Origin of the sequence: Candidatus Pelagibacter sp. HIMB109, assembly GCF_052048155.1 — a bacterium.
Taxonomy (GTDB): domain Bacteria; phylum Pseudomonadota; class Alphaproteobacteria; order Pelagibacterales; family Pelagibacteraceae; genus HIMB114.
This window is the reverse complement of record NZ_JBNAIK010000002.1, coordinates 26255-45739: the sequence shown is the minus strand read 5'-3', so window position 1 is coordinate 45739 and position 19485 is coordinate 26255. Positions and strand designations below refer to the sequence as shown.

Here is a 19485-nt window from a genome sequence, read left to right as displayed (position 1 = left end):
ATGGAGTTAAAGCTAACAGTTAATGGACAAAAAATTAAAAAAACAACTCAATCTCATTACCGATTATTAGATTTTTTAAGAGAAGATTTGGATTTAACTGGAACCAAAGAAGGATGTGGAGCTGGTGAGTGTGGAACGTGTTCAGTTTTTATCAATGGTAAATTAGTTAAAAGTTGTCTTGTACCTGCTGCAAAGGCTGAGGGTGCAAAAATTGAGACAGTTGAAGGTATTGGTAATCCTGAGAAAATGTCAGAAATTCAAAAAGCTTTTTGCGCAACGGGTGCTAGCCAATGTGGATTTTGTATACCAGGCATGGTCATGGCAGCAACGTCTACATTGAGAAACAATCCAAAAGCTAACTTAGAACAAATTAAAGAAGAAATGGGCGGCAATATTTGTAGATGCACTGGCTATCAAAAAATCTTTGATGCAGTTGAGATGGCAAGGGACGTTATTAATAAAGAAAAATCAGAGAAAGTATTCGATGAGTATGAGAAGCCAGCAAACTCTTTTATTGGCGCAAATGTAAAAAGAATTGATGCTCCAAGTAAAGTTACTGGAAGATTAAAATATGCAGCAGATATGAAGATGCCAAACATGCTTCATATGCAGGTTTTAAGAAGTGATAGACCTCATGCAAAAATTTTAAATATCGATTTATCAAAAGCAAAAAAAATTGAAGGAGTAAGAGGAATTGTAACATGCGATGATGTTCCAGGGGTAGATAACTTTGGAGTTTTTATTGAAGATCAACCTGTTTTAGCAAAGGATAAAGTAAGATACGTTGGTGAAGCTATTGTTGCTGTAGCTGCGGACACACTTGAGCAGGCAAAAGATGCGGTAAATGCAATTAAAATCAAATATAAAGATCTTCCAGCGTTATATGATCCTGAAGAGGCGTTGAAAGAAAAGATTTTAATTCATGAGCATTACAAAACCAATTTAGTAAAACACATTCCAATTAGAAAAGGTAATACTGAAGAAGCTTTTAAAAAAGCCGATGTAATTATTGAAGATGAATTTGCAACTCAGCCTGTCGAGCACGCGTATTTGGAACCAATGGCTGGAGTATCTTACATTGATCAAGATGGTGTTTTAACAATTGTTTCTCCAAGCCAAAATATTACTCATCACCGACATATGATGGCAAAAATTATGAATCTTCCAATCCACAAAGTTAGATTCATCATGTCACCTGTTGGTGGTGGTTTTGGCGGCAAAGAAGATATGATTTACCAAGGAATGTTAGCTTTATTGGCAACAAAAACTAGACAGCCAATTAAATATGTAATGACAAGAGAAGAAGATATTGTTTCTACGGCTAAAAGACACCCGAGTCGAACAAAATACAAAATGGGTCTTACAAAAGAAGGTAGAATTCTTGCAGCAGAAATTAGCATGTTAGCTGATGGAGGTGCTTATGGTTGTTCAACAGAAGGTGTGATGAGAAAAGCTGCTATATTAGGAGCTGGTCCTTATAATATCGAGAATTTAAAAATGGATACGCGTGGAGTTTATACCAATAATACTCCAAGTGGTGCATTTAGAAGCTTCGGAGCTTTGCAAACAGAGTTTGCTACAGAGTCGATGTTAGATATTGCAGCAGAAAAGTTAAATATGGATCCTTTTGAAATTAGAAGAATTAATGCTTTTGTAAAAGGAAATATAACTCACACAAAACAAGAATTAAATTCAGCTAGCATTAATACTGTTCTAAATGAGTTGGAAAAATTAGCTAGTTGGGAAAAAGGCTCTCCTCAATCAAGAGGTAATTCAAGAAAAGATATGTTCGGTAAAGATAACCGAGATGCATGTGAACTTGGAGCTAGATTAAAAACAAACGGAAATGGCAAGAGGGCTGCAAGATGAGTTTAACAAAAAAAAGAGGAAGAGGAGTAGCTGCGTCCTGGTATGGAATAGCAAGAACTGCAGCAATGGATCAAGCTGGTGCATGGGCAGAAATTGACGATGGTGGATCAGCAAAAATATCAACTGGTGTTACAGAAATTGGAGAGGGTATTTTAACTGTACTAGCACAGGTAGCTGCAGATGAATTAGGAGTTAAGCCTGAAAACGTAATGATTGGTGAAAATGATACTTCAAGAAGTCCAGAGGCTGCACACGCTGGAGCTACCAGACAAACTTACATGATTGGAAATGCAGTTGCTTTAGCTTGCAGAGGTGCAAGGCAAAAATTATTCGATGTTATGGCAAAAGAATGGAAAGTGGATGCTAATACAATCAAAGCGCATAATGGTGAAATTTGGAGCGAGGGAACGAATTACAAAATGGAAATGAGTGAAGCTATTCATATTTGCAAAAAAAAATATGGTGTGATCCCTGTTGCCGGAGAGAATTATACATCTCATCATACAGGTTTAGATCCAGTCGACGGCTCAGGTCGTCCATGGCAAGCATATGTTTTTGGCGGCCAAGTTGCTGAAGTTGAAGTTGATACTGCTACGGGTGAAGTACAGTTACTTGGAATTTGGGCGTGCCACGATGTTGGAAAAGCAATTAACCCAAAAGGAGTAGAGGGCCAAATCGAAGGTGGCGTTGTTCAAGCTGTCGGTCAAGCTTTAATGGAAAATTATGAGTTAGAAAATGGAAGAACTAAATCTGGAAGTTTTGCAAAATATATTTTGCCAACTTCATTAGATGTTCCAAAAGTTACATCAAAAATTGTTGAGGATCCAGATCCTCTCAGTCCTTTAGGAGCTAAAGGAATTGGTGAACCTGCAATGGTTCCAACTTCTCCAGCAATCATGAATGCGATTTATGATGCTATAGGAGTTAGAATTAAATCATTACCAGCGACACCTGAAAAAATCTTAAATGCTCTTAAAGAGAAGAAGCAAAACGGAAGTCGTAAATTTAATTAGGTTTAAATTTACACTAAACACAAGGGGGAAAAATGAAACTAACCAAAAAAATCGTAGGAGCTTTAGCTGCAATTACTTTATTGTTTGCTGGAGCATCTACAAACTCTTTTGCAGGAAGTCATTCAAAATTCCCAAGTAAAACTATTGAAATGACAGTTTTATTTGGTGGTACTGCAAAAAGTGTTGGACAACTAGTTGCTAAAGGTCTTGAAAAAAATCTTGGTGGAACAGTTGTTCCAGTATCTAGACCAGGTGGTGGTGGAGCTGTTGGATATAAATACATTCAATCAAGACCAGCATCAGGTTATGATATTGTATGGAATTCAAACTCTGTGAGTACATCTCACCACAGGGGTAGAACTTCATTTAATTATAAAGCATTTACTCCAATTGCAGCAATGTCAATTGAAGTTCCTGTTCTTGCTGTAAAATCAGGTACATTTAATTCAGTTAAAGAATTAGCTGATTATGCAAAAAAGAATCCTGGGAAATTAAAAGTTGGTATCAGTGGTAAAGGTGCATTTACGCATTTAACCTCTGCAATTATCTTTGATGCTTTAGGTGCAAAGGTTACTTATATTCCTTATGGAAAAGGTAAAGCGCCTGCAGAGCTTTTAGCTGGAAGAATTGATGCGGCTGTTCAATGGCCTGGTCAATTTAGATCTTTCCATAAAGCTGGTCAGTTAAAAATGTTAGCTGTTACTAGTCAGGAAAGAATTGCATCTGACTCTAGTATTCCTACTATGAAGGAACTTGGTTACAAAAAAGTTGATGTAACTATGTGGAGAGGATTAGCAGCTAAAAAAGGAACTCCTAAAGCTCAAATTAAAGCTTTAGAAAAAGCTGCTGAAGCTTACGCTAATAGCGCAGAATTTAAAGCTGCGTCTAAAAAAATCGGATTTACAATTAATTACTTAAACTCAAAACAGTTTGGTAAGCAAATTGCTAAAGACGATAAAAAAATCAAGAAACTTATGAAAGATCTTGGTTTAGCAAAAAAAGCTAAATAAATTTTCAAATGAGAGAAAGCAAGTTCTATCTATTCTTAGGATTGGGTGTTCTTGCTTTCTCAATCATTTGGATAACATTAGTTTTTTTTCAAATCGAAGGTGATTTGGGTGGCTATGCCAATACACCTAGAACCATCCCATTTTTCCTAGGAATATGTATGTCTATTTTAGGATTAGTATTTTTGTATCAATATAAAGTTGGTTATGTTCCAAAAAATAAAGCAAACCCTTTACAAAAAAATGAAATTAGAAACATCATTTTTTGTTTGATTTTATTTGTCTCGTATTCATATTTATTAAAGTATTTTGGTTTTTTAATTTCAACTCCAATTATTGTTTTTTTTATTACAAGATTTTTGCTTGGTGAAAAAAATTGGAAACTTAATTACCTGTTTCCAGTAACAATCACTGGATTAATTTATTTTATTTTCATAGTTTTATTAAAATCTTCATTACCAAGAGGTGAAATTTTTTAATGGAAAATTTAACTGCAGCACTAGGTTTAATTGGAACTTTTGAGGTGATGATTGCAATTTCAATTGGTGCATTCGCTGGAATTATATTTGGAGCAATACCAGGGCTAACATATTCAATGGCACTTGCGCTAATGCTTCCTTTTACATTTACAATGGAGCCTGTTACAGGAATATCATTATTACTTGCAACTTATATCGGAGGGATGACAGGTGGATCAATCTCTGCAATTTTAATTGGTATTCCAGGAACTCCATCTGCAGCCGCAACTGTTTCTGATGGTTATTCACTTACTAAAAAAGGTGATGCAAGTATTGCATTAGGAACAGCAGTTATAGTTTCAACTATTGGCGGTTTTATAAGTCTTGTTATTATGATTGTGCTTGTTGATTTTATTTCACAGTTTGCAATTAAATTTGGTCCCGCTGAAATTTTTATGTTGGTATTGTTTGGTTTTTCTACGATATGTGGTCTCTCCGAAAGATCATTATTTAGAGGTCTAGTTGCTGGTGTTCTAGGTTTAATGCTTATGACAATAGGTACTGATGAGATCGAAGGAATATCAAGATTCACATTTGGTAGTACACAGATGTTACAAGGAGTGAATTTATTGGTTGCGATGATCGGTTTATTTGCTGTTCCGCATATTTTGGAAGTTTTTCATTTAAGATTAAACAGAGAAGACAAAACTAATTATAACGTTGACGTTGTTAAAACAAAATTACCAAGTTTTGCATTATTAAAAAAATATTTTAATTTAATGTTAAGGTGTGTTGGTCTTGGTACATCAATAGGCGCAATACCAGGATCAGGAGGACCTATTGCAGCGTTTTTAGCTTATTCTCACGCGAAAAATTCAGAAAAAAATCCTGAAGAAAAAGAAAAGTACGGCAAAGGTCATATTGGTGGAGTTGTGGCTCCAGAGACGGCAAACAATGCAGTTACTGGGGGAGCTATGGTTCCATTGTTATCACTTGGGATTCCGGGAGATCCAGCAACAGCTATTATTTTAGGAGGTTTGTTAATTCACGGTCTATCACCTGGGCCAATGTTGTTTATTGAAAATGCCCCCCAGGTTTATTCCATCTATCTAGCAATATTAATTGCATATATCGTTGTTTTTATTTTCCAGGTTAATTTTATTAAACACATTGTAAAAATCTTAAAAGTCAAACCCCATCATTTAGGAGTAGGCATTTTGGTAATGGTGATCGTTGGATCTTATGCAATTAGAAACTCTTTTTTAGATGTTAACGTCATGATTTTGATGGGTTTAATTGGTTATTTTTTTAATCGTATTCAATTACCTGTAACACCCATTGTTCTTGGAATGGTTTTGGGAAAAACTATTGAAAGCGAATATCGTACGGCAATGTCTCTTTCAGCTGGCGATCCCACAATATTTTTTAGCTCTGTTGTTAGTTTGTTATTTTTTGCATTAATTATTCTAACTATAGCGCTTCAAATTAAAAAAAGAATGCAAGATGTAAAAAAACAAAAACAACTTAAGGAGCAAGTGCAAATATGACTTCATTAAAAGCAGTTGAGCAAAGAGCTAAAATAATTGCGAAAAACAATAATGATTTAAATCAATGTATTGATAAAAATGCTTTGCCTAAAAATATTGATGTTTCATTATCAGAGGGAATAATTTTAGGTTTATTAAAACAAAATGTTAGAAAATATTTTGCTATCTTTGGTCATGGTTCAACTGACTTTGCAGAGATTTTGAGAATTTATGAAGAGCAAGGTGTTACCAAAACATATAATTTTAGAAATGAAGTTGAAATGGCGCATGCAGCTACAGCTTTACGTTGGCAATATAATGAAGTCCCAGCAGTTGTGACATCAATAGGACCTGGCGCTTTACAAGCCATGGCTGGATCACTTGCCGCTTCTTCAAATGGGGTTGGTTTGTATCATATCTATGGTGATGAAACGACTTATGGAGAAGGTTATAACATGCAACAAGTTCCTAAAAGAGAACAGGATATCTATGGCAAAATAACCGCTCTCATGTCAGAGTCGCATGTTTTTCATACTCCAGAGTCTATAAGAGATGCGATGAGAAAAGGATATTTAAAAACAAAACATCCTTATAAAGCTGGACCGTTTTATTTTATGTTACCTATTAATACTCAACCAAAAGTTATTAAAGGATTGAATTTAATAACTTTACCAGGAAGAGACAGTTTAGAATTAAAAAACAATTTAAATGATGATCAAGTAGAAGCATTTGAAAAAATTATAAATAAGTATGAAAACATTGTTATCAAAGCTGGTGGTGGATCTGTAAAGTTTTCAAAAGAACTTACAGAATTTTCAGAACATCTTAACGCTCCTGTAGTTTTAGCGCCAGGAAGTTTAGGTGTTTTACCAGATGCTCATGAAAACAATATGCATGTTGGAGGCAGCAAAGGATCAATTTCTGGAAATTATGCAATGCAGAATGCAAAATTATTAGTTTCAATTGGCTCTAGATCCGTATGCCAATCAGATTGTTCAGGAATTGGTTACCCTAATGCTGAGACCGTAATTAATATTAACGCAGATCTATCTGACATGATGCATTATAACAATACGTTAGGATTAAATGGCGATATTGGTGTTATTTTAAAACAGCTTAATTCCGCATTACAATCAAAAAAAATTAATAGATCGAATACCAAAAAAAATTGGATTGAAGATTGTAGAAAAAAGAAAAAAGAGTGGAATGATTTCAAAAATAGAATTTATCAAAATGAAGTTTTAAAAGACGATGCCTTTGGCAGAGATTTGCTCACTCAGCCTGCTGCAATAAAGACTGCAGTTAATTTTTCTAATAAAAATAAGTGCGTAAAATTTTTTGATGCTGGTGATGTACAAGCAAATGGTTTTCAAATTGCTGAAGATAACGAGCCCTCTGATACATACACTGAAACAGGCGCATCTTACATGGGATTTTCAGCGAGTGCCATATTAGCATCAGCGATTGCAGATAAACCAAAGTACCCAATTAGTTTTACAGGAGATGGATCTTTTATGATGAATCCTCAGGTCTTAATTGATGCAGTTTATTTAGGATTAAAAGGGATGGTTGTTATTTTTGACAATAGAAGAATGGCTGCAATTACTGGTCTTCAATATGCTCAATATGAAAAAGAATTCAAAACTAATGACGGGGTTGAAGTTGACTATGTTCAAATGGCAAATTCAGTAAAAGGTGTGAAAGGATTTTTTGGTGGTTATAATTCCAAAGAGTTTAATGCAGCATTAGAAGAAGCATATAAATTTGATGGACTATCTGTAGTTCATGTTCCTGTTTATAGCGGTACAGATGAGTTAGGTGGTATGGGGGCATACGGATCTTGGAATGTTGGAAATTGGTGTGAAAATGTTCAAGCTGAATATGCAAAACAAAAAATTTAAATAGAAAGGTTATCATGTACGAAAATTTAGGAAATTTTATTGAGGGTAAATGGTCTAATAATACAAAAGATAAAGTTGAAGTATTTAATCCTTTTAATGAAGAAGTTCTTGGAACTATTCCTTCATCTACTGAAAAAGAATTAGATGAAGCTTTAAACTCTGCAAAACAAGCTATGAAAAGCTGGAAAAAAACTTCTCCATGGGAAAGATCAAAGACAATAAAAAAAATTGCAGATTTAATAAGGGAAAGAGCAGATGACATTGCTAATATAATGACTCTTGAAACAGGAAAGCCTTTGGCTGAAGCTAAAGGAGAAACAATGGCATCCGCAGATCAATTTGAATGGTTTTCTGAGGAGACCAAAAGAATTTATGGACAGTTAATTGAGTCAAGAACTCAAGATACTCGTTTACAAGTAAGGTACGAACCTGTTGGAGTCGTTGCTGCCTTTAGCGCGTGGAACTTTCCAGCACTATTACCAGCACGAAAAATCGCAGCCTCAATTGCCGCTGGATGCTCAGTCATTGTAAAACCAGCTAGTGAAACTCCGGGTACTTGCATGGAAGTCATCAAGGCATGCCATGATGCAGGAATACCAAAAGGTGTAGTAAACTTTGTTACTGGCAAGTCTGGTTTTATTTCAAAATACTTAATTCAATCTCCAATAATTAAAAAAGTATCTTTAACGGGATCAGTTGAAGTTGGAAAAGAAATTTTAAAAATGGCCGCAGAAGGTATCAAAAAAGTTTCTATGGAGTTAGGAGGGCATGCTCCAGTCTTAGTCTATGATGATACAGATGTTGATTATGCTGCAACCACATGTTCCAATACAAAATTTAGGAATTGTGGTCAGGTTTGTATTTCGCCTACTCGTTTTTATGTACAGGAAAAAATTTACGATGAATTTTGTAAAAAATTTACAGAGAACACAAAAAAACTTAAATTAGGAAATGGACTTGATCCAGATACAAATATTGGACCAATGGCAAATAAAAGGGGACTAGATCATATTGATAAACTTGTAAGAGATGCTGAGAATAAAGGAGCTGAAATTCTTACAGGAGGTTCACCAAGTAAAAAATTTAACAAAGGCTTTTTTTATGAACCAACGGTATTAAAAAATGTACCTGATAATGCTGATATTCTTTCAGTAGAACCTTTTGGTCCAGTTGCGCCAATAATAAAAGTTGCAGATGAGAGTAAAATCTTTGAAATGGCAAATAGTACAAACTTTGGTTTGGCTGGATATGTATTTACCTCCTCTTTAAAAAGAGCACATGTGGCATCAGAAAATTTAGAAGTAGGCATGGTTGGGGTTAATGATATGTTGTTAGCATCTGCTGAAATACCTTTTGGAGGTGTAAAAGAATCAGGGTTTGGTAGAGAAGGTGGATCACTTGGTATATTGGATTATCTTGTTCCTAAATATACTAAATTTAAAATTTATTAATGGCAAAAAAAATCAAAGACCAAGGAATTGACAAAAGTCTCACAAATTATGGAGACAAAGAGTTTTCTTCATATCTAAGAAGATCTTTTGCTAGATCGATGGGGTACACAACCGAGTCTTTAAACAAACCAATTGTAGGTATCGTAAATACTGCAAGTGGATTAAATAGTTGCCATAGACATTTTCCAGAAATGATCGAGGCTTTAAAAAGAGGCATTCAAAGCCAAAATTGTTTAGGAGTTGATTTTCCAGTCATATCATTAGGAGAAGTTTATTTATCACCAACTAGTATGATGTTTAGAAACTTGATGTCTATGGATGTTGAGGAAATGATTAGGGCGCAGCCTGTAGACGTTGTTGTATTACTTGGAGGTTGTGACAAAACTTTACCAGCAATGATCATGGGGGCAATTTCTGCAGGAAAACCTTATGTTGTTATGCCAGCTGGTCCAATGATTACAAATAAATATGAAAATGAAAGATTAGGCGCGTGTACTGATTGCAGAAGATATTGGGGAAAATATCGAGGCGGAGAGATTTCTGATCAAAAAATAAAAGAAGTAGAAGGTAAGTTGGCGGCGAGTTCTGGAACATGTGCGGTTATGGGAACTGCAAGTACCGTAGCATGTCTTGTGGAAACCATGGGTTTATGTTTGCCAGATGCCTCAAGTGTTCCTGCAGTATATTCTGAAAGGTTAAAGTTAGCCGAACAAACAGGAGAAGTTGCAGCAAAAATAGCAAACAAAAAAATTAAAAAGATAAAAAAAATTAATGAAAAAGATATTTATAACGCCTTAGTGGTTCTTTTAGCATTAGGTGGATCAACTAATGCTATTGTTCACTTAACTGCTATTGCAGGAAGAGCTGGAATAAATATTGATCTTAAAAAATTTAACCAAATAAGTAACAAAACACCTGTTCTCGTAAATTTAAAGCCAACAGGAAGTTACTATATGGAAGATTTTTATCATGCAGGTGGAATGAAAGTTGTTTTAAAAGAACTTCAAAGTTTATTAAAAAAAGAAACTTTCACAATTGAGGGTAAAAAACTAAGTTCAGTGATAAAAGAAAACTCTAATTGTTTTCATGATCAAGAAGTTATCAGATCAAAAAAGAAACCTTTTGAAAAACAAGGTGGCTTAGTTTCATTGTTTGGAAACATTTGCCCTAAAGGCGCAATATTAAAAAGATCAGCAGCAGATAAAAAATTATTCGAAAAAACTGGAATGGCTTTTGTATTTGAAGACATTAAAGAAATGACCAAAAAAATTGATGATCCAAAATTAAAAATTACTAAAGATGATATTTTAGTACTTAAAAATATTGGTCCGAAAACAATTTATGGCATGCCAGAAGCTGGCTATCTGCCTATCCCAAAAAAAATATTAAAAAGTGGTGTAAAAGACATGATTAGAATTTCAGATGGAAGAATGAGCGGTACTGCATTTGGAACGATTATTCTTCATGTTTCACCAGAATCTGCAGTTGGAGGACCATTTTCTATATTAAAAACAGGTGATAAAATTAAATTAAGTGTAAAAAATAAATCTTTAAATGTTTTATTGTCAAAGAAAGAATTAGAAAAAAGACTCAAGAATACAAAAATCAAGGCACCAATAATTAAAAGAGGATATTTAAAACTTTATTACGACACTGTTTTGCAGGCAGATGAAGGTTGTGATTTTGATTTTTTAAAATATAAGAAATAAAAATGAATTTTAAATCTTTAGCACCAGTTGGTTTTTTAGGTCTGGCAATTTTAGCTATCATCCTGCCAAAAGATATTTTTACAGCAATTTTAATTTTTTTGATGATTTTAAGTGGAGTGATCGCGATTTATACAAATTTAGATATTTTTGATGACATCGAAAGGGATAAATAATGAATGTATTAGGATTAATAACATCTTACACTTTTGAGTTTGCTCTTATTACAATGATAGCAGCAACACTTTATTTTTTACTTGAGAGATATAGATTAAGTGATGAATATAAACCAGTTTCAACCTTTGCAATTTTAACTACCGCACTTGCTGTAATCGAGTATTTTAATATGAGAGAGTTTTTTACTATAGAAAATTTATCAAAACCTGATTTAAATTTTCCAACAGAATATAGGTACATAACTTGGTTAATAGCTACACCGTTAATGCTTTATACGTATTTTGTTTTAACGAAGCTAAGTAGATATGCAAAACCAATAGTGATTTTAACAATTAGTTTAAATTTTTTAATGATAACGTCAGGTTATTTTTCAGAAAGTGCATATTCTAATGGTTGGATGCCAATGGTTTCAGGCACCTATGTATTCTCATATTTTTTATTTGGGTTAGGTACTGCTTGCTGGGGTGGAATTATCTATATTTTTATAAAAGTTTTGCCTGGCCAGGTTATAAAAGTCAATGATCAAAGAAATTCAGATTATTGTTTAAAATGCTTGGGCTTTGTACAAAAATTAATCATTTATGGATGGGCAATTTATCCTTTGGGGCTTTTTGTATCTTTTTGGGACGGTGCATCTGACACTGCTTTAATAAGAGAAATGATTTATAACTTTGGTGACTTATTTAATAAAGTTGGATTTGCATTAATTTGTTTTTCTTGTGCAAAAAAACTATCAAAAAAATCTTAAAAAATATTAAGGAGTAAAGATTGCAGGTCCAAGCAGTTTCCTTGCATGTAAGTCTTCATGTGCTTTTTGAGCTTCGTCAAGGGAATATTTATGTGCAATATCTATTTTAATTTTTCCTTCTTTCATCGCAGTAAATACTCTATCAGCAGAAAGTTCTAATTCTGGTCGTGTAGCTGTGTAAGGCATAACAGAAGGTCTTGTAAAAAAGATAGCTTTAGGCGCCAAATGTTTTTTGACATCAAGATTTGCCACCATGCCAGAAGCATTACCAAATGATAAAAACATTCCTCTTAATTTAATTGCTTCTAAAGATTTTTCAAAAGTACTTAATCCAACACCATCATAGACAGCATCAACACCTTTGCCGTTTGTTATTTCCAAAACTTCTTTGGCAAAGTCTTGAGTAGAATAATTAATAACATGATTGCATCCATTTTTTTTTGCAATCTCAATTTTTTCATCTGATCCAACAGTACCAATTAAAGTACAGCCAATCGATTTAGCCCATTGACAAAAAATTTGACCAACACCACCTGCCGCAGCATGGTACAGTATTGTATCATCTTTAGTCACTTTATAGGCTCTATGAAGTAAATATTCGCATGTCATGCCTTTTAATGTAATAGCGCCCGCATCTTCAACACTGATCTCTTTAGGTACTTTTACTAATTTAGCTTCTGGCATCACTTGCATTTCGGAGTACGCGCCAATTGGCATTGAAGCGTGTGATACATGATCACCAACTTTTAAAAGTTTAACATCAGATCCAATTTCTTTTACAATTCCAGCAGCTTCTAAACCAATTCCAGACGGAAGTGGAATAGGGTAAAGCCCTGATCTGTGATAAGTATCAATAAAGTTTAAACCAATAGATTTATTTTCAACTAGAACTTCGTTTGCCTGTAATTTAGGAGTATCTTTATTTGTTATTTTTAGAACTGAAGGATCACCAAATTCTGTAATTTCTACAACTTTAACCATAGCAGCTTATACAGCTTTAAAGTATCTTTTGTAAATCATAAATATGAAATAACTTAAGACTAAACTAAAAATTATTCTTGCAAATAATATTCCTGAGATATGACCACCAATAAGCGCCATCAAGATAGTATCTTCAATAATAGCATGAAGAAGATTTAGTAGCGATACTGCTAGAAAAACACTTTGCTTATCTATTTTCCCAGACTTAACATCTTTAATTAAAATACCACCTCCATATTGAATTCCGATAGTCATACCAACTATAATAATATTCATTGCTTCTTTTTGTATGCCAAATAATTTTAAAGGAGGTACAAAAATAATTTCAAATAGTCTCTCAATACCGATTTTTTTTAGGATTTCTAAAATGATTACCATGATGCAAACAATGAAAAAAACATAAACAAGGTTTACAAACTGATAGTATAACCAGGGCCAAAATTCTGTAGGCAATGGATCCAATTTTACAAGTGTATCAAAAGGCTCCATCAATAACTCAAAATTAAAATAAATTAATTTTAGGATAAAACCTAATAAAAAAGCTGAAAAAAACCTAAGTACTGCTGTGTAAGTAAAGCTTATTCCTGCAGCCTTACAAACCGCACTTTCAATTGGAATATTATGACATACCAATATCATAGTCGTTAATATTGTTACTTGCGCAACATTCACATCTAAAATTGGTATTAGATTTATAAATAATACAATTGCAGCATACATATTTACTAAAATGGCAGTTACTAAAACTAAGCCGAGTTCTGGAGTTAAACCAACCAAAGACATTAATGGTTGAATTAATTCTGCTAAAAATTCTATGACTCCCGAAATTTCTAAAAGTTTAACGATGAATACGAATGGAATTAAGATTTTATAAAGTGGTATACAGATATCTTTAATATCTTCTGTAATTTTAACTATAGTATTTTTCATTATTAATTTATTGTTTCAAATAAATTGAATAATAATTCAGAAATATGCTTTGGTTTTTTATTAGAAAAATCTGATATTTGATGTCTGCAACTTGTACCATTAGCAACTACATAATCATCTTCTGTTGAATTGTTAATCGCAGGTATCAAAGTGAGATGCGCCATCTTTTTTGAAACATCATAATGCTTTGAGCTATATCCAAAGGATCCAGCCATTCCACAACAACTACTATCAATCATTGAGTTTTTAATATTTAATTCATTAAGCAAACCAGTAAGACCTTTGGTTCTATTTTGTGATTTTTGATGACAATGTCCGTGGATGAGGACTTTTTTATCAAAATCTTTGGGTTTGATTTGGTTACCATTTTTTATTTCATTTAAGACAAACTCTTCTAGCAATAAAAAACTATTTTTGATTTTGTCTCGACCATTTAATTTTGAAAAAGATTTAAACTCATCATTAAAGGTTAATAAACACGAAGGCTCAATACCAATGACTGGAAGCTCGTTATATCCATTTTCAGTTATGTAACTCGTAAACCTTTCTAATTCATTTTTAGCTTTATCTAGTTGACCCATAGAAATATAGGTTCTTCCGCAACAAAGAGGTCTATCCAAATTATCATTTTGAAAACTCGGTATGATAGCTTGATAACCAAATTTATTTATAACTCGAATTGCATACATTAGATTTTTTATTTCAAAGTTAATATTAAAAGTATCTGCAAACAAAATTACTTTTTTTTCTAAATTCGGCTGAGAATTATAAATTTCTCTAAGTGGACTTTGATTTTCAACAATTGGTAGAGATCTTTTTGAAGAAAAACCAAACCATTCAATGATTTGGCTGATAATAGGAACTTTGTTTAAAAAATTAACAATTGGATTTGAAATTTTTAATAACCAAATTAGTTTTGGCATATTTGAAATCACTTTATCTTTGATGCTCATTGAAAACTTTTTGTAATAGTGTGATAAAAATTCACTCTTCATTTTAGCCATATCTACAGACATTGGACATTCTCTTTGGCAAGCTTTGCAACTTACACATAGTTCCATTGTTTCATACATGCCTTTTGAAACAAATGATCCTTTTGGTAATTGATTAGATAATGCTAACCTTAATGTATTCGCTCTTCCTCTCACTAAATCTTTTTCTTCTTTAGTAACTCTATAAGAAGGGCACATTACTCCTGAGTCTAATTTTCTACACGCCCCGTTATTGTTACACATTTCTACTGCATCAGAAAACTGACCCCAGTCAGACCAATCATAATGAGTTGAGATATTTTCTGCTTTGTAATCAGATTTGTATCTCATCAAAGATCTATCATTTGATTTATATGCTCTTACAATTTTGTGAGGGTTTAATAAGTTTTTTTTATCAAAAGTATCTTTGATTTCTTCAAAAGCATTTAATATTTTTTTACCAAACATTTTTTCATGAAACTCAGACCTGACAATTCCATCACCATGTTCCCCAGAGTGCGATCCTCTGTATTCTTTAACCATGTTAAAGGCTTCATCAGCAATTGCTTTCATGTTTTTAATATCTTGATCTGATTTCATGTTAAGTACAGGCCTTACATGTAAAGTGCCAACCGAAGCATGAGCATAAAACATCCCGCTCGTGTTATATTTTGCAAAAACATCTTTTAATCTTGATGTGTAATCAGCCAAATGATCTAAGGTTACTGCACAGTCTTCAATGAAAGCGACTGGCTTTTTGTCTCCTTTTAAAGACATTAAAATATTTAAGCCTGCTTTTCTAATTTCAAAAATTTCTTTTTGGTCTGATAAATCTTCATAACTCTTATAATTGTTATTTGAATTTTGCGCTCTTACTAAACTTTCTAAATCTTTTAATTTAGACCTTGCAAGATCCAAATCATCATCAATGAATTCTACCATGAGAACTGCTTCTGGATTACCTAAAATATATTTTTTTATACTTTCTGCATAAATTGGAATTTGTTTGGCAAGATCAATTAAATTATGATCTAAAAGTTCTACAGTGGTAGGTTTTAATTTTACCATTTCTTTTGTTAATTCCATCGCCTGTGCAAAACTTTCAAAATAGCAAACACCTAAAACTTTTTGTTTTGGTATTGGAGAAAGTTTAAGTTTAATTTTATTAAATAATGATAATGTTCCTTCAGAACCAACTAAGATATTAGAAGTATTAAAACCATCAGGATTAATTAAATCTATATTGTATCCACCAACTCTTCTTTGTGTTTGAGGCCAAAATTGAGAAATATCATCTTTAACATTCTCTCTTAGATCTAAAAATTTTTTAATTATTTCATATTGTCTATTTTGATCATTTTTTGCTTCAAGATAGTTTTTATTGATGTCCTCAAAAGTATGAATAGTTCCATCATCTAATATGGCTTCAACAGCAAGAACATTATTAACCATATTTCCATAATACAAAGATCTAGAGCCACAGCTGTTGTTACCCGTCATTCCTCCAATAGTTGCTCTGCTGCTTGTAGATACATCTACTGGAAACCAAAGACCAAATTGTTTTAAATAAGAATTTAAAGTATCGAGTACTATTCCAGGCTGAACCCAAACATATTTTTCTTCTACATTAAGTTCCAAAACTTGGTTTTGATGTTTTGAGTAGTCTAATACAATGGCTTCACTTACAGTTTGTCCGCATTGTGAGCTTCCACCTCCTCTTGCTAGTAAAGGAATTGAATTTTTCTGAGAATACTCCATTAGCCTTAAAACATCATTATGATCTTTAGGCAAAACTGCACCGATGGGTTTAATCTGATACAAAGAAGAGTCAGTGCTGTATCTGCCTCTTGAAAACGGATCGAAGAGCGCTTTGCCTTTAACAAGTCCTTGGACTTCTTTTCCTATTTTTTCTGCTTGTTGATCATTAAATTTCATAATTGCTAAAGAAGTTTCTTTAACATATAAGGCCATATGCCTAAATCAAATTCTTTTCAACCGGGTAAACATTTTTTACAGATTCCAGGACCAACAAATGTGCCTGATAGAGTTTTAAGGGCTATGGATTATCCGACAATTGACCACAGAGGACCAGAATTTGCTGAAATTGCCAAAAGAGTTTTAGATAAAATTAAATTAATTTTTAAAACCTCTGAACCAGTAATTATTTATCCAGGGTCAGGAACAGGAGCATGGGAAGCTGCAATCGTTAATACTTTAAATGAAGGTGATAAGGTATTGATGTTTGAGACCGGTGAATTTTCTACTAAGTGGTGGGATATTGCTGAGAAATTAAAGTTAAAAAGTGATTTTGTCAAAGGTGATTGGAGAACTGGAGCTGATCCAGAGATCGTTGAGAAGAAATTAAAAGAAGACACCAATAAAGAAATTAAAGCTGTTTTTGTAGTTCATAATGAAACTTCAACTGGCGTTGCAAGTAGAATTGGAGAAATTAGAAAAGCAATAGATAATGCAAATCATCCAGCTTTATTTATGGTTGATACTATTTCTTCGCTTGCTTCCATTGATTATAAACATGAGGAATGGAAAGTAGATGTTACAGTTGGAGGATCTCAAAAAGGATTATTGTTACCACCTGGGTTGTCTTTTAATGCAATAAGTTCAAAAGCATTAGAAGCTTATAAAAATTCTAAATTACCAAAATCTTATTGGGACTGGAAACCAATGTTAGATAATAATAAAAATGGTTTTTTTCCTTACACTCCTGCAACAAATTTATTTTACGGATTAGACGAAGCAATTAATATGCTTCTTGAAGAAGGGTTAGAAAATGTTTTTGCAAGACACAAAAGACATGCAGAAGCAACAAGGCTTGCGGTAAAAGCTTGGGGATTAGAAATTCTTTGTAAAAATCCTGAAGAGTATTCAAATTCTTTAACAGCAGTTATGATGCCAGACGGTCATGATGCTGACGCACTGCGAAAAGTTATTTTGGATAATTATAATATGTCTCTTGGTATGGGGCTTAATAAAGTCAAAGGTAAAGTATTCAGAATCGGTCATTTAGGTGACTTTAATGACTTGATGTTGTCAGGAACTTTAGCAGGCGTTGAAATGGGTTTAGCAAAAGCAGGAGTTCCATTTAAAAAGGGTGGCATATTAGCTGCTCTGGATTATTTATCCAAATAATCAAAATATATCTCTAGCCAACCCAGTTAATTTTTACTAAAATCATAGAAATTTAACAGGGGGAAATAAATGAAAACATTAAGCAAACTTATTGCTTTAATCGTATCTGTAGTTTTCATAAGTTCATCTGCATTTTCATTAGAATTAAAATTTGGTCACGTTGGAAAACCTGGATCATTATTCCATGAATCAGTTGAGCATTTTGCAAAATTAGCAAATAGTCGATTAGGCGGTAAAGCAAAGATCACAACTTTTGGATCTTCTCAATTAGGAAAAGATAAACAGTTACTTCAAAAAGTTAAATTAGGTACTGTAAACTTTTCTCTACCATCATCGGTGATGTCATCAGTACACGATGAGTTTGGTGTATTTGATATGCCATACATGATTAAAGATAGAAATCACATGGCAAAAGTTGAAAAACAAGTATTGCCAGGTATCTTTAAAAACTTAGAGAGCAAAACTGGTTATAAAGTTTTAGCTGTCTGGGAAAATGGTTTTAGACAAATCACAAATAACAAGAGACCAATTAATACACCGAGTGACTTAAAAGGTATTAAACTTAGAACACCTAAGTCAAAGTGGAGAGTTAAAATGTTCCAAACTTATGGCGCAAACCCAACTCCAATGGCTTTTTCTGAAGTGTTTACTGCATTAAAAACTGGAACTATGGATGGTCAAGAAAATCCATATGCTCAGATTGCTAGTGCTAAGTTTCAGGAAGTGCAAAAGTACTTATCTATAAGTAATCACGTTTACACTCCTGCTTATGTTGTTGTTCACAAAGATCAGTGGAGCAAAGTTCCTGCTGATGTTAGAAAAATTGTTGAAAAAGCAGCACAAGACACTCAAGGATTTGTTTATAAAAGAGCTGCAGAGCTTGAAGTATCTTTATTAAAAGTAATCAAGGATGCAGGTGTTAAAGTTAACACTGCAAACAGAGATGCTTTTGTTAAAGGAAGTGCAGCTGTTTACAAACAGTTCGGTGACGAAGTTCCTACTGGAAACGCTTTAATTAAAAAAGTTTCTGGTTTAGCTAAGTAAACTATTTAATGGAGCCGGCCCTTAAACAAGGGCCGGTTTTTTTAATGAACATCGAAACATTTAAGAAAAAATACGATAAGTTTTTAGAATTTATTCTATTCATTATGATGATTGCTCTTGCAGCAGTTGTCATTATGGGTGTTAGCTTCAGATGGGCTGGTAGTGCATTAGTTTGGTATGACGAAGTTGCTGCGGTCCAATTAGCTTGGTTAACATATTATGGATCAGCTTATGCCGCTCTTAAAGGTGGTCATATTAGTGTTCCAAGTATCCTAAGATCCTTTCCTTTAGGGCTTAGAAGAGTTTTATTTTTTATTTCAAAGTTTTTTATTTATGGTTTTTTTGCCATGCTTACTTTTTATGGTTTTAAAGTTATGTATTTAATTCAAGGAGAAACTTTAACGACTTTAGAATGGGTCCCACAACCTTTTGCTCAATCAGTAATCCCAATTGCATCAATACTTTTTATTATTTCTGAAACTTTAAATTTTAAAAATAGCTATCAGCAAATGATGGAAGGTAAAATTGTTGGAGGAGAGGAATAATGGAGGAAAAG

16 protein-coding genes are annotated in these 19485 nt (G+C 33.2%); 13 read left to right on the top strand and 3 right to left on the bottom strand.

Features of this window, described 5'->3' with window-relative positions; translation table 11 throughout:
- From ACTTAQ_RS01865 to ACTTAQ_RS01820, 10 genes are read left to right on the top strand one after another with little or no spacing between them, the layout of a single operon-like run.
- Window positions 1–1869, top strand: a complete 1869-nt coding sequence (locus ACTTAQ_RS01865; protein WP_440695066.1) for a molybdopterin-dependent oxidoreductase — start codon at window positions 1–3, stop codon at window positions 1867–1869.
- Window positions 1866–2882 carry a xanthine dehydrogenase family protein molybdopterin-binding subunit gene (locus ACTTAQ_RS01860; RefSeq protein ID WP_440695064.1) on the top strand — a complete coding sequence of 339 codons (1017 nt, stop codon included), beginning with the start codon at window positions 1866–1868 and terminating at the stop codon, window positions 2880–2882. The genes ACTTAQ_RS01865 and ACTTAQ_RS01860 overlap by 4 nt, the downstream gene beginning before the upstream one ends.
- A 32-nt stretch (window positions 2883–2914) precedes the next feature.
- A complete protein-coding gene (locus ACTTAQ_RS01855) occupies window positions 2915–3892 on the top strand; it encodes a Bug family tripartite tricarboxylate transporter substrate binding protein (RefSeq protein ID WP_440695062.1) in 978 nt (325 codons plus the stop codon).
- Between the two features lie 8 nt (window positions 3893–3900).
- A complete protein-coding gene (locus tag ACTTAQ_RS01850) occupies window positions 3901–4368 on the top strand; it encodes a tripartite tricarboxylate transporter TctB family protein (RefSeq protein WP_440695060.1) in 468 nt (155 codons plus the stop codon).
- Complete coding sequence (locus ACTTAQ_RS01845; protein WP_440695058.1) at window positions 4368–5894, top strand: tripartite tricarboxylate transporter permease; 1527 nt, start codon at window positions 4368–4370, stop codon at window positions 5892–5894. Before ACTTAQ_RS01850 ends, ACTTAQ_RS01845 begins: the two co-directional genes overlap by 1 nt.
- Window positions 5891–7774, top strand: coding sequence for a thiamine pyrophosphate-dependent enzyme (locus ACTTAQ_RS01840; RefSeq protein ID WP_440695056.1), 1884 nt, complete (start codon window positions 5891–5893; stop codon window positions 7772–7774). The genes ACTTAQ_RS01845 and ACTTAQ_RS01840 overlap by 4 nt, the downstream gene beginning before the upstream one ends.
- Before the next feature lie 14 nt (window positions 7775–7788).
- Window positions 7789–9225 carry an NAD-dependent succinate-semialdehyde dehydrogenase gene (locus ACTTAQ_RS01835; protein WP_440695054.1) on the top strand — a complete coding sequence of 479 codons (1437 nt, stop codon included), beginning with the start codon at window positions 7789–7791 and terminating at the stop codon, window positions 9223–9225.
- Window positions 9225–10934, top strand: coding sequence for a dihydroxy-acid dehydratase (locus tag ACTTAQ_RS01830; RefSeq protein WP_440695052.1), 1710 nt, complete (start codon window positions 9225–9227; stop codon window positions 10932–10934). The genes ACTTAQ_RS01835 and ACTTAQ_RS01830 overlap by 1 nt, the downstream gene beginning before the upstream one ends.
- A gap of 2 nt (window positions 10935–10936) precedes the next feature.
- A complete protein-coding gene (locus ACTTAQ_RS01825; RefSeq protein WP_440695050.1) occupies window positions 10937–11107 on the top strand; it encodes a hypothetical protein in 171 nt (56 codons plus the stop codon).
- On the top strand, window positions 11107–11856 hold the full coding sequence (locus tag ACTTAQ_RS01820; RefSeq protein WP_440695048.1) for a bacteriorhodopsin: 750 nt from the start codon (window positions 11107–11109) through the stop codon (window positions 11854–11856). Before ACTTAQ_RS01825 ends, ACTTAQ_RS01820 begins: the two co-directional genes overlap by 1 nt.
- Before the next feature lie 6 nt (window positions 11857–11862).
- Here ACTTAQ_RS01820 and ACTTAQ_RS01815 read toward each other — a convergent pair whose 3' ends face one another.
- Genes ACTTAQ_RS01815 through ACTTAQ_RS01805 form a run of 3 tightly spaced genes read right to left on the bottom strand, consistent with a single transcriptional unit; the run spans window position 11863 to window position 16709 of the window.
- Complete coding sequence (locus ACTTAQ_RS01815) at window positions 11863–12837, bottom strand: quinone oxidoreductase family protein (protein ID WP_440695047.1); 975 nt, start codon at window positions 12835–12837, stop codon at window positions 11863–11865.
- Between the two features lie 6 nt (window positions 12838–12843).
- Window positions 12844–13767 carry a nucleoside recognition domain-containing protein gene (locus ACTTAQ_RS01810; RefSeq protein ID WP_440695045.1) on the bottom strand — a complete coding sequence of 308 codons (924 nt, stop codon included), beginning with the start codon at window positions 13765–13767 and terminating at the stop codon, window positions 12844–12846.
- Between the two features lie 2 nt (window positions 13768–13769).
- Window positions 13770–16709: an FAD-binding and (Fe-S)-binding domain-containing protein gene (locus ACTTAQ_RS01805; RefSeq protein WP_440695043.1), complete on the bottom strand. Its 2940-nt coding sequence runs from the start codon at window positions 16707–16709 to the stop codon at window positions 13770–13772.
- On the opposite strand from ACTTAQ_RS01805, the gene ACTTAQ_RS01800 reads away from it, so the two are divergent.
- From ACTTAQ_RS01800 to ACTTAQ_RS01790, 3 genes are all read left to right on the top strand, one after another.
- Complete coding sequence (locus ACTTAQ_RS01800; RefSeq protein WP_440695041.1) at window positions 16710–17885, top strand: pyridoxal-phosphate-dependent aminotransferase family protein; 1176 nt, start codon at window positions 16710–16712, stop codon at window positions 17883–17885. It begins immediately after the preceding gene.
- A 69-nt stretch (window positions 17886–17954) separates the two neighbouring features.
- Window positions 17955–18929, top strand: coding sequence for a TRAP transporter substrate-binding protein (locus tag ACTTAQ_RS01795; protein ID WP_440695039.1), 975 nt, complete (start codon window positions 17955–17957; stop codon window positions 18927–18929).
- A 44-nt stretch (window positions 18930–18973) separates the two neighbouring features.
- On the top strand, window positions 18974–19474 hold the full coding sequence (locus ACTTAQ_RS01790; protein ID WP_440695038.1) for a TRAP transporter small permease: 501 nt from the start codon (window positions 18974–18976) through the stop codon (window positions 19472–19474).
- The last annotated feature ends 11 nt before the right edge of the window (window positions 19475–19485 follow it).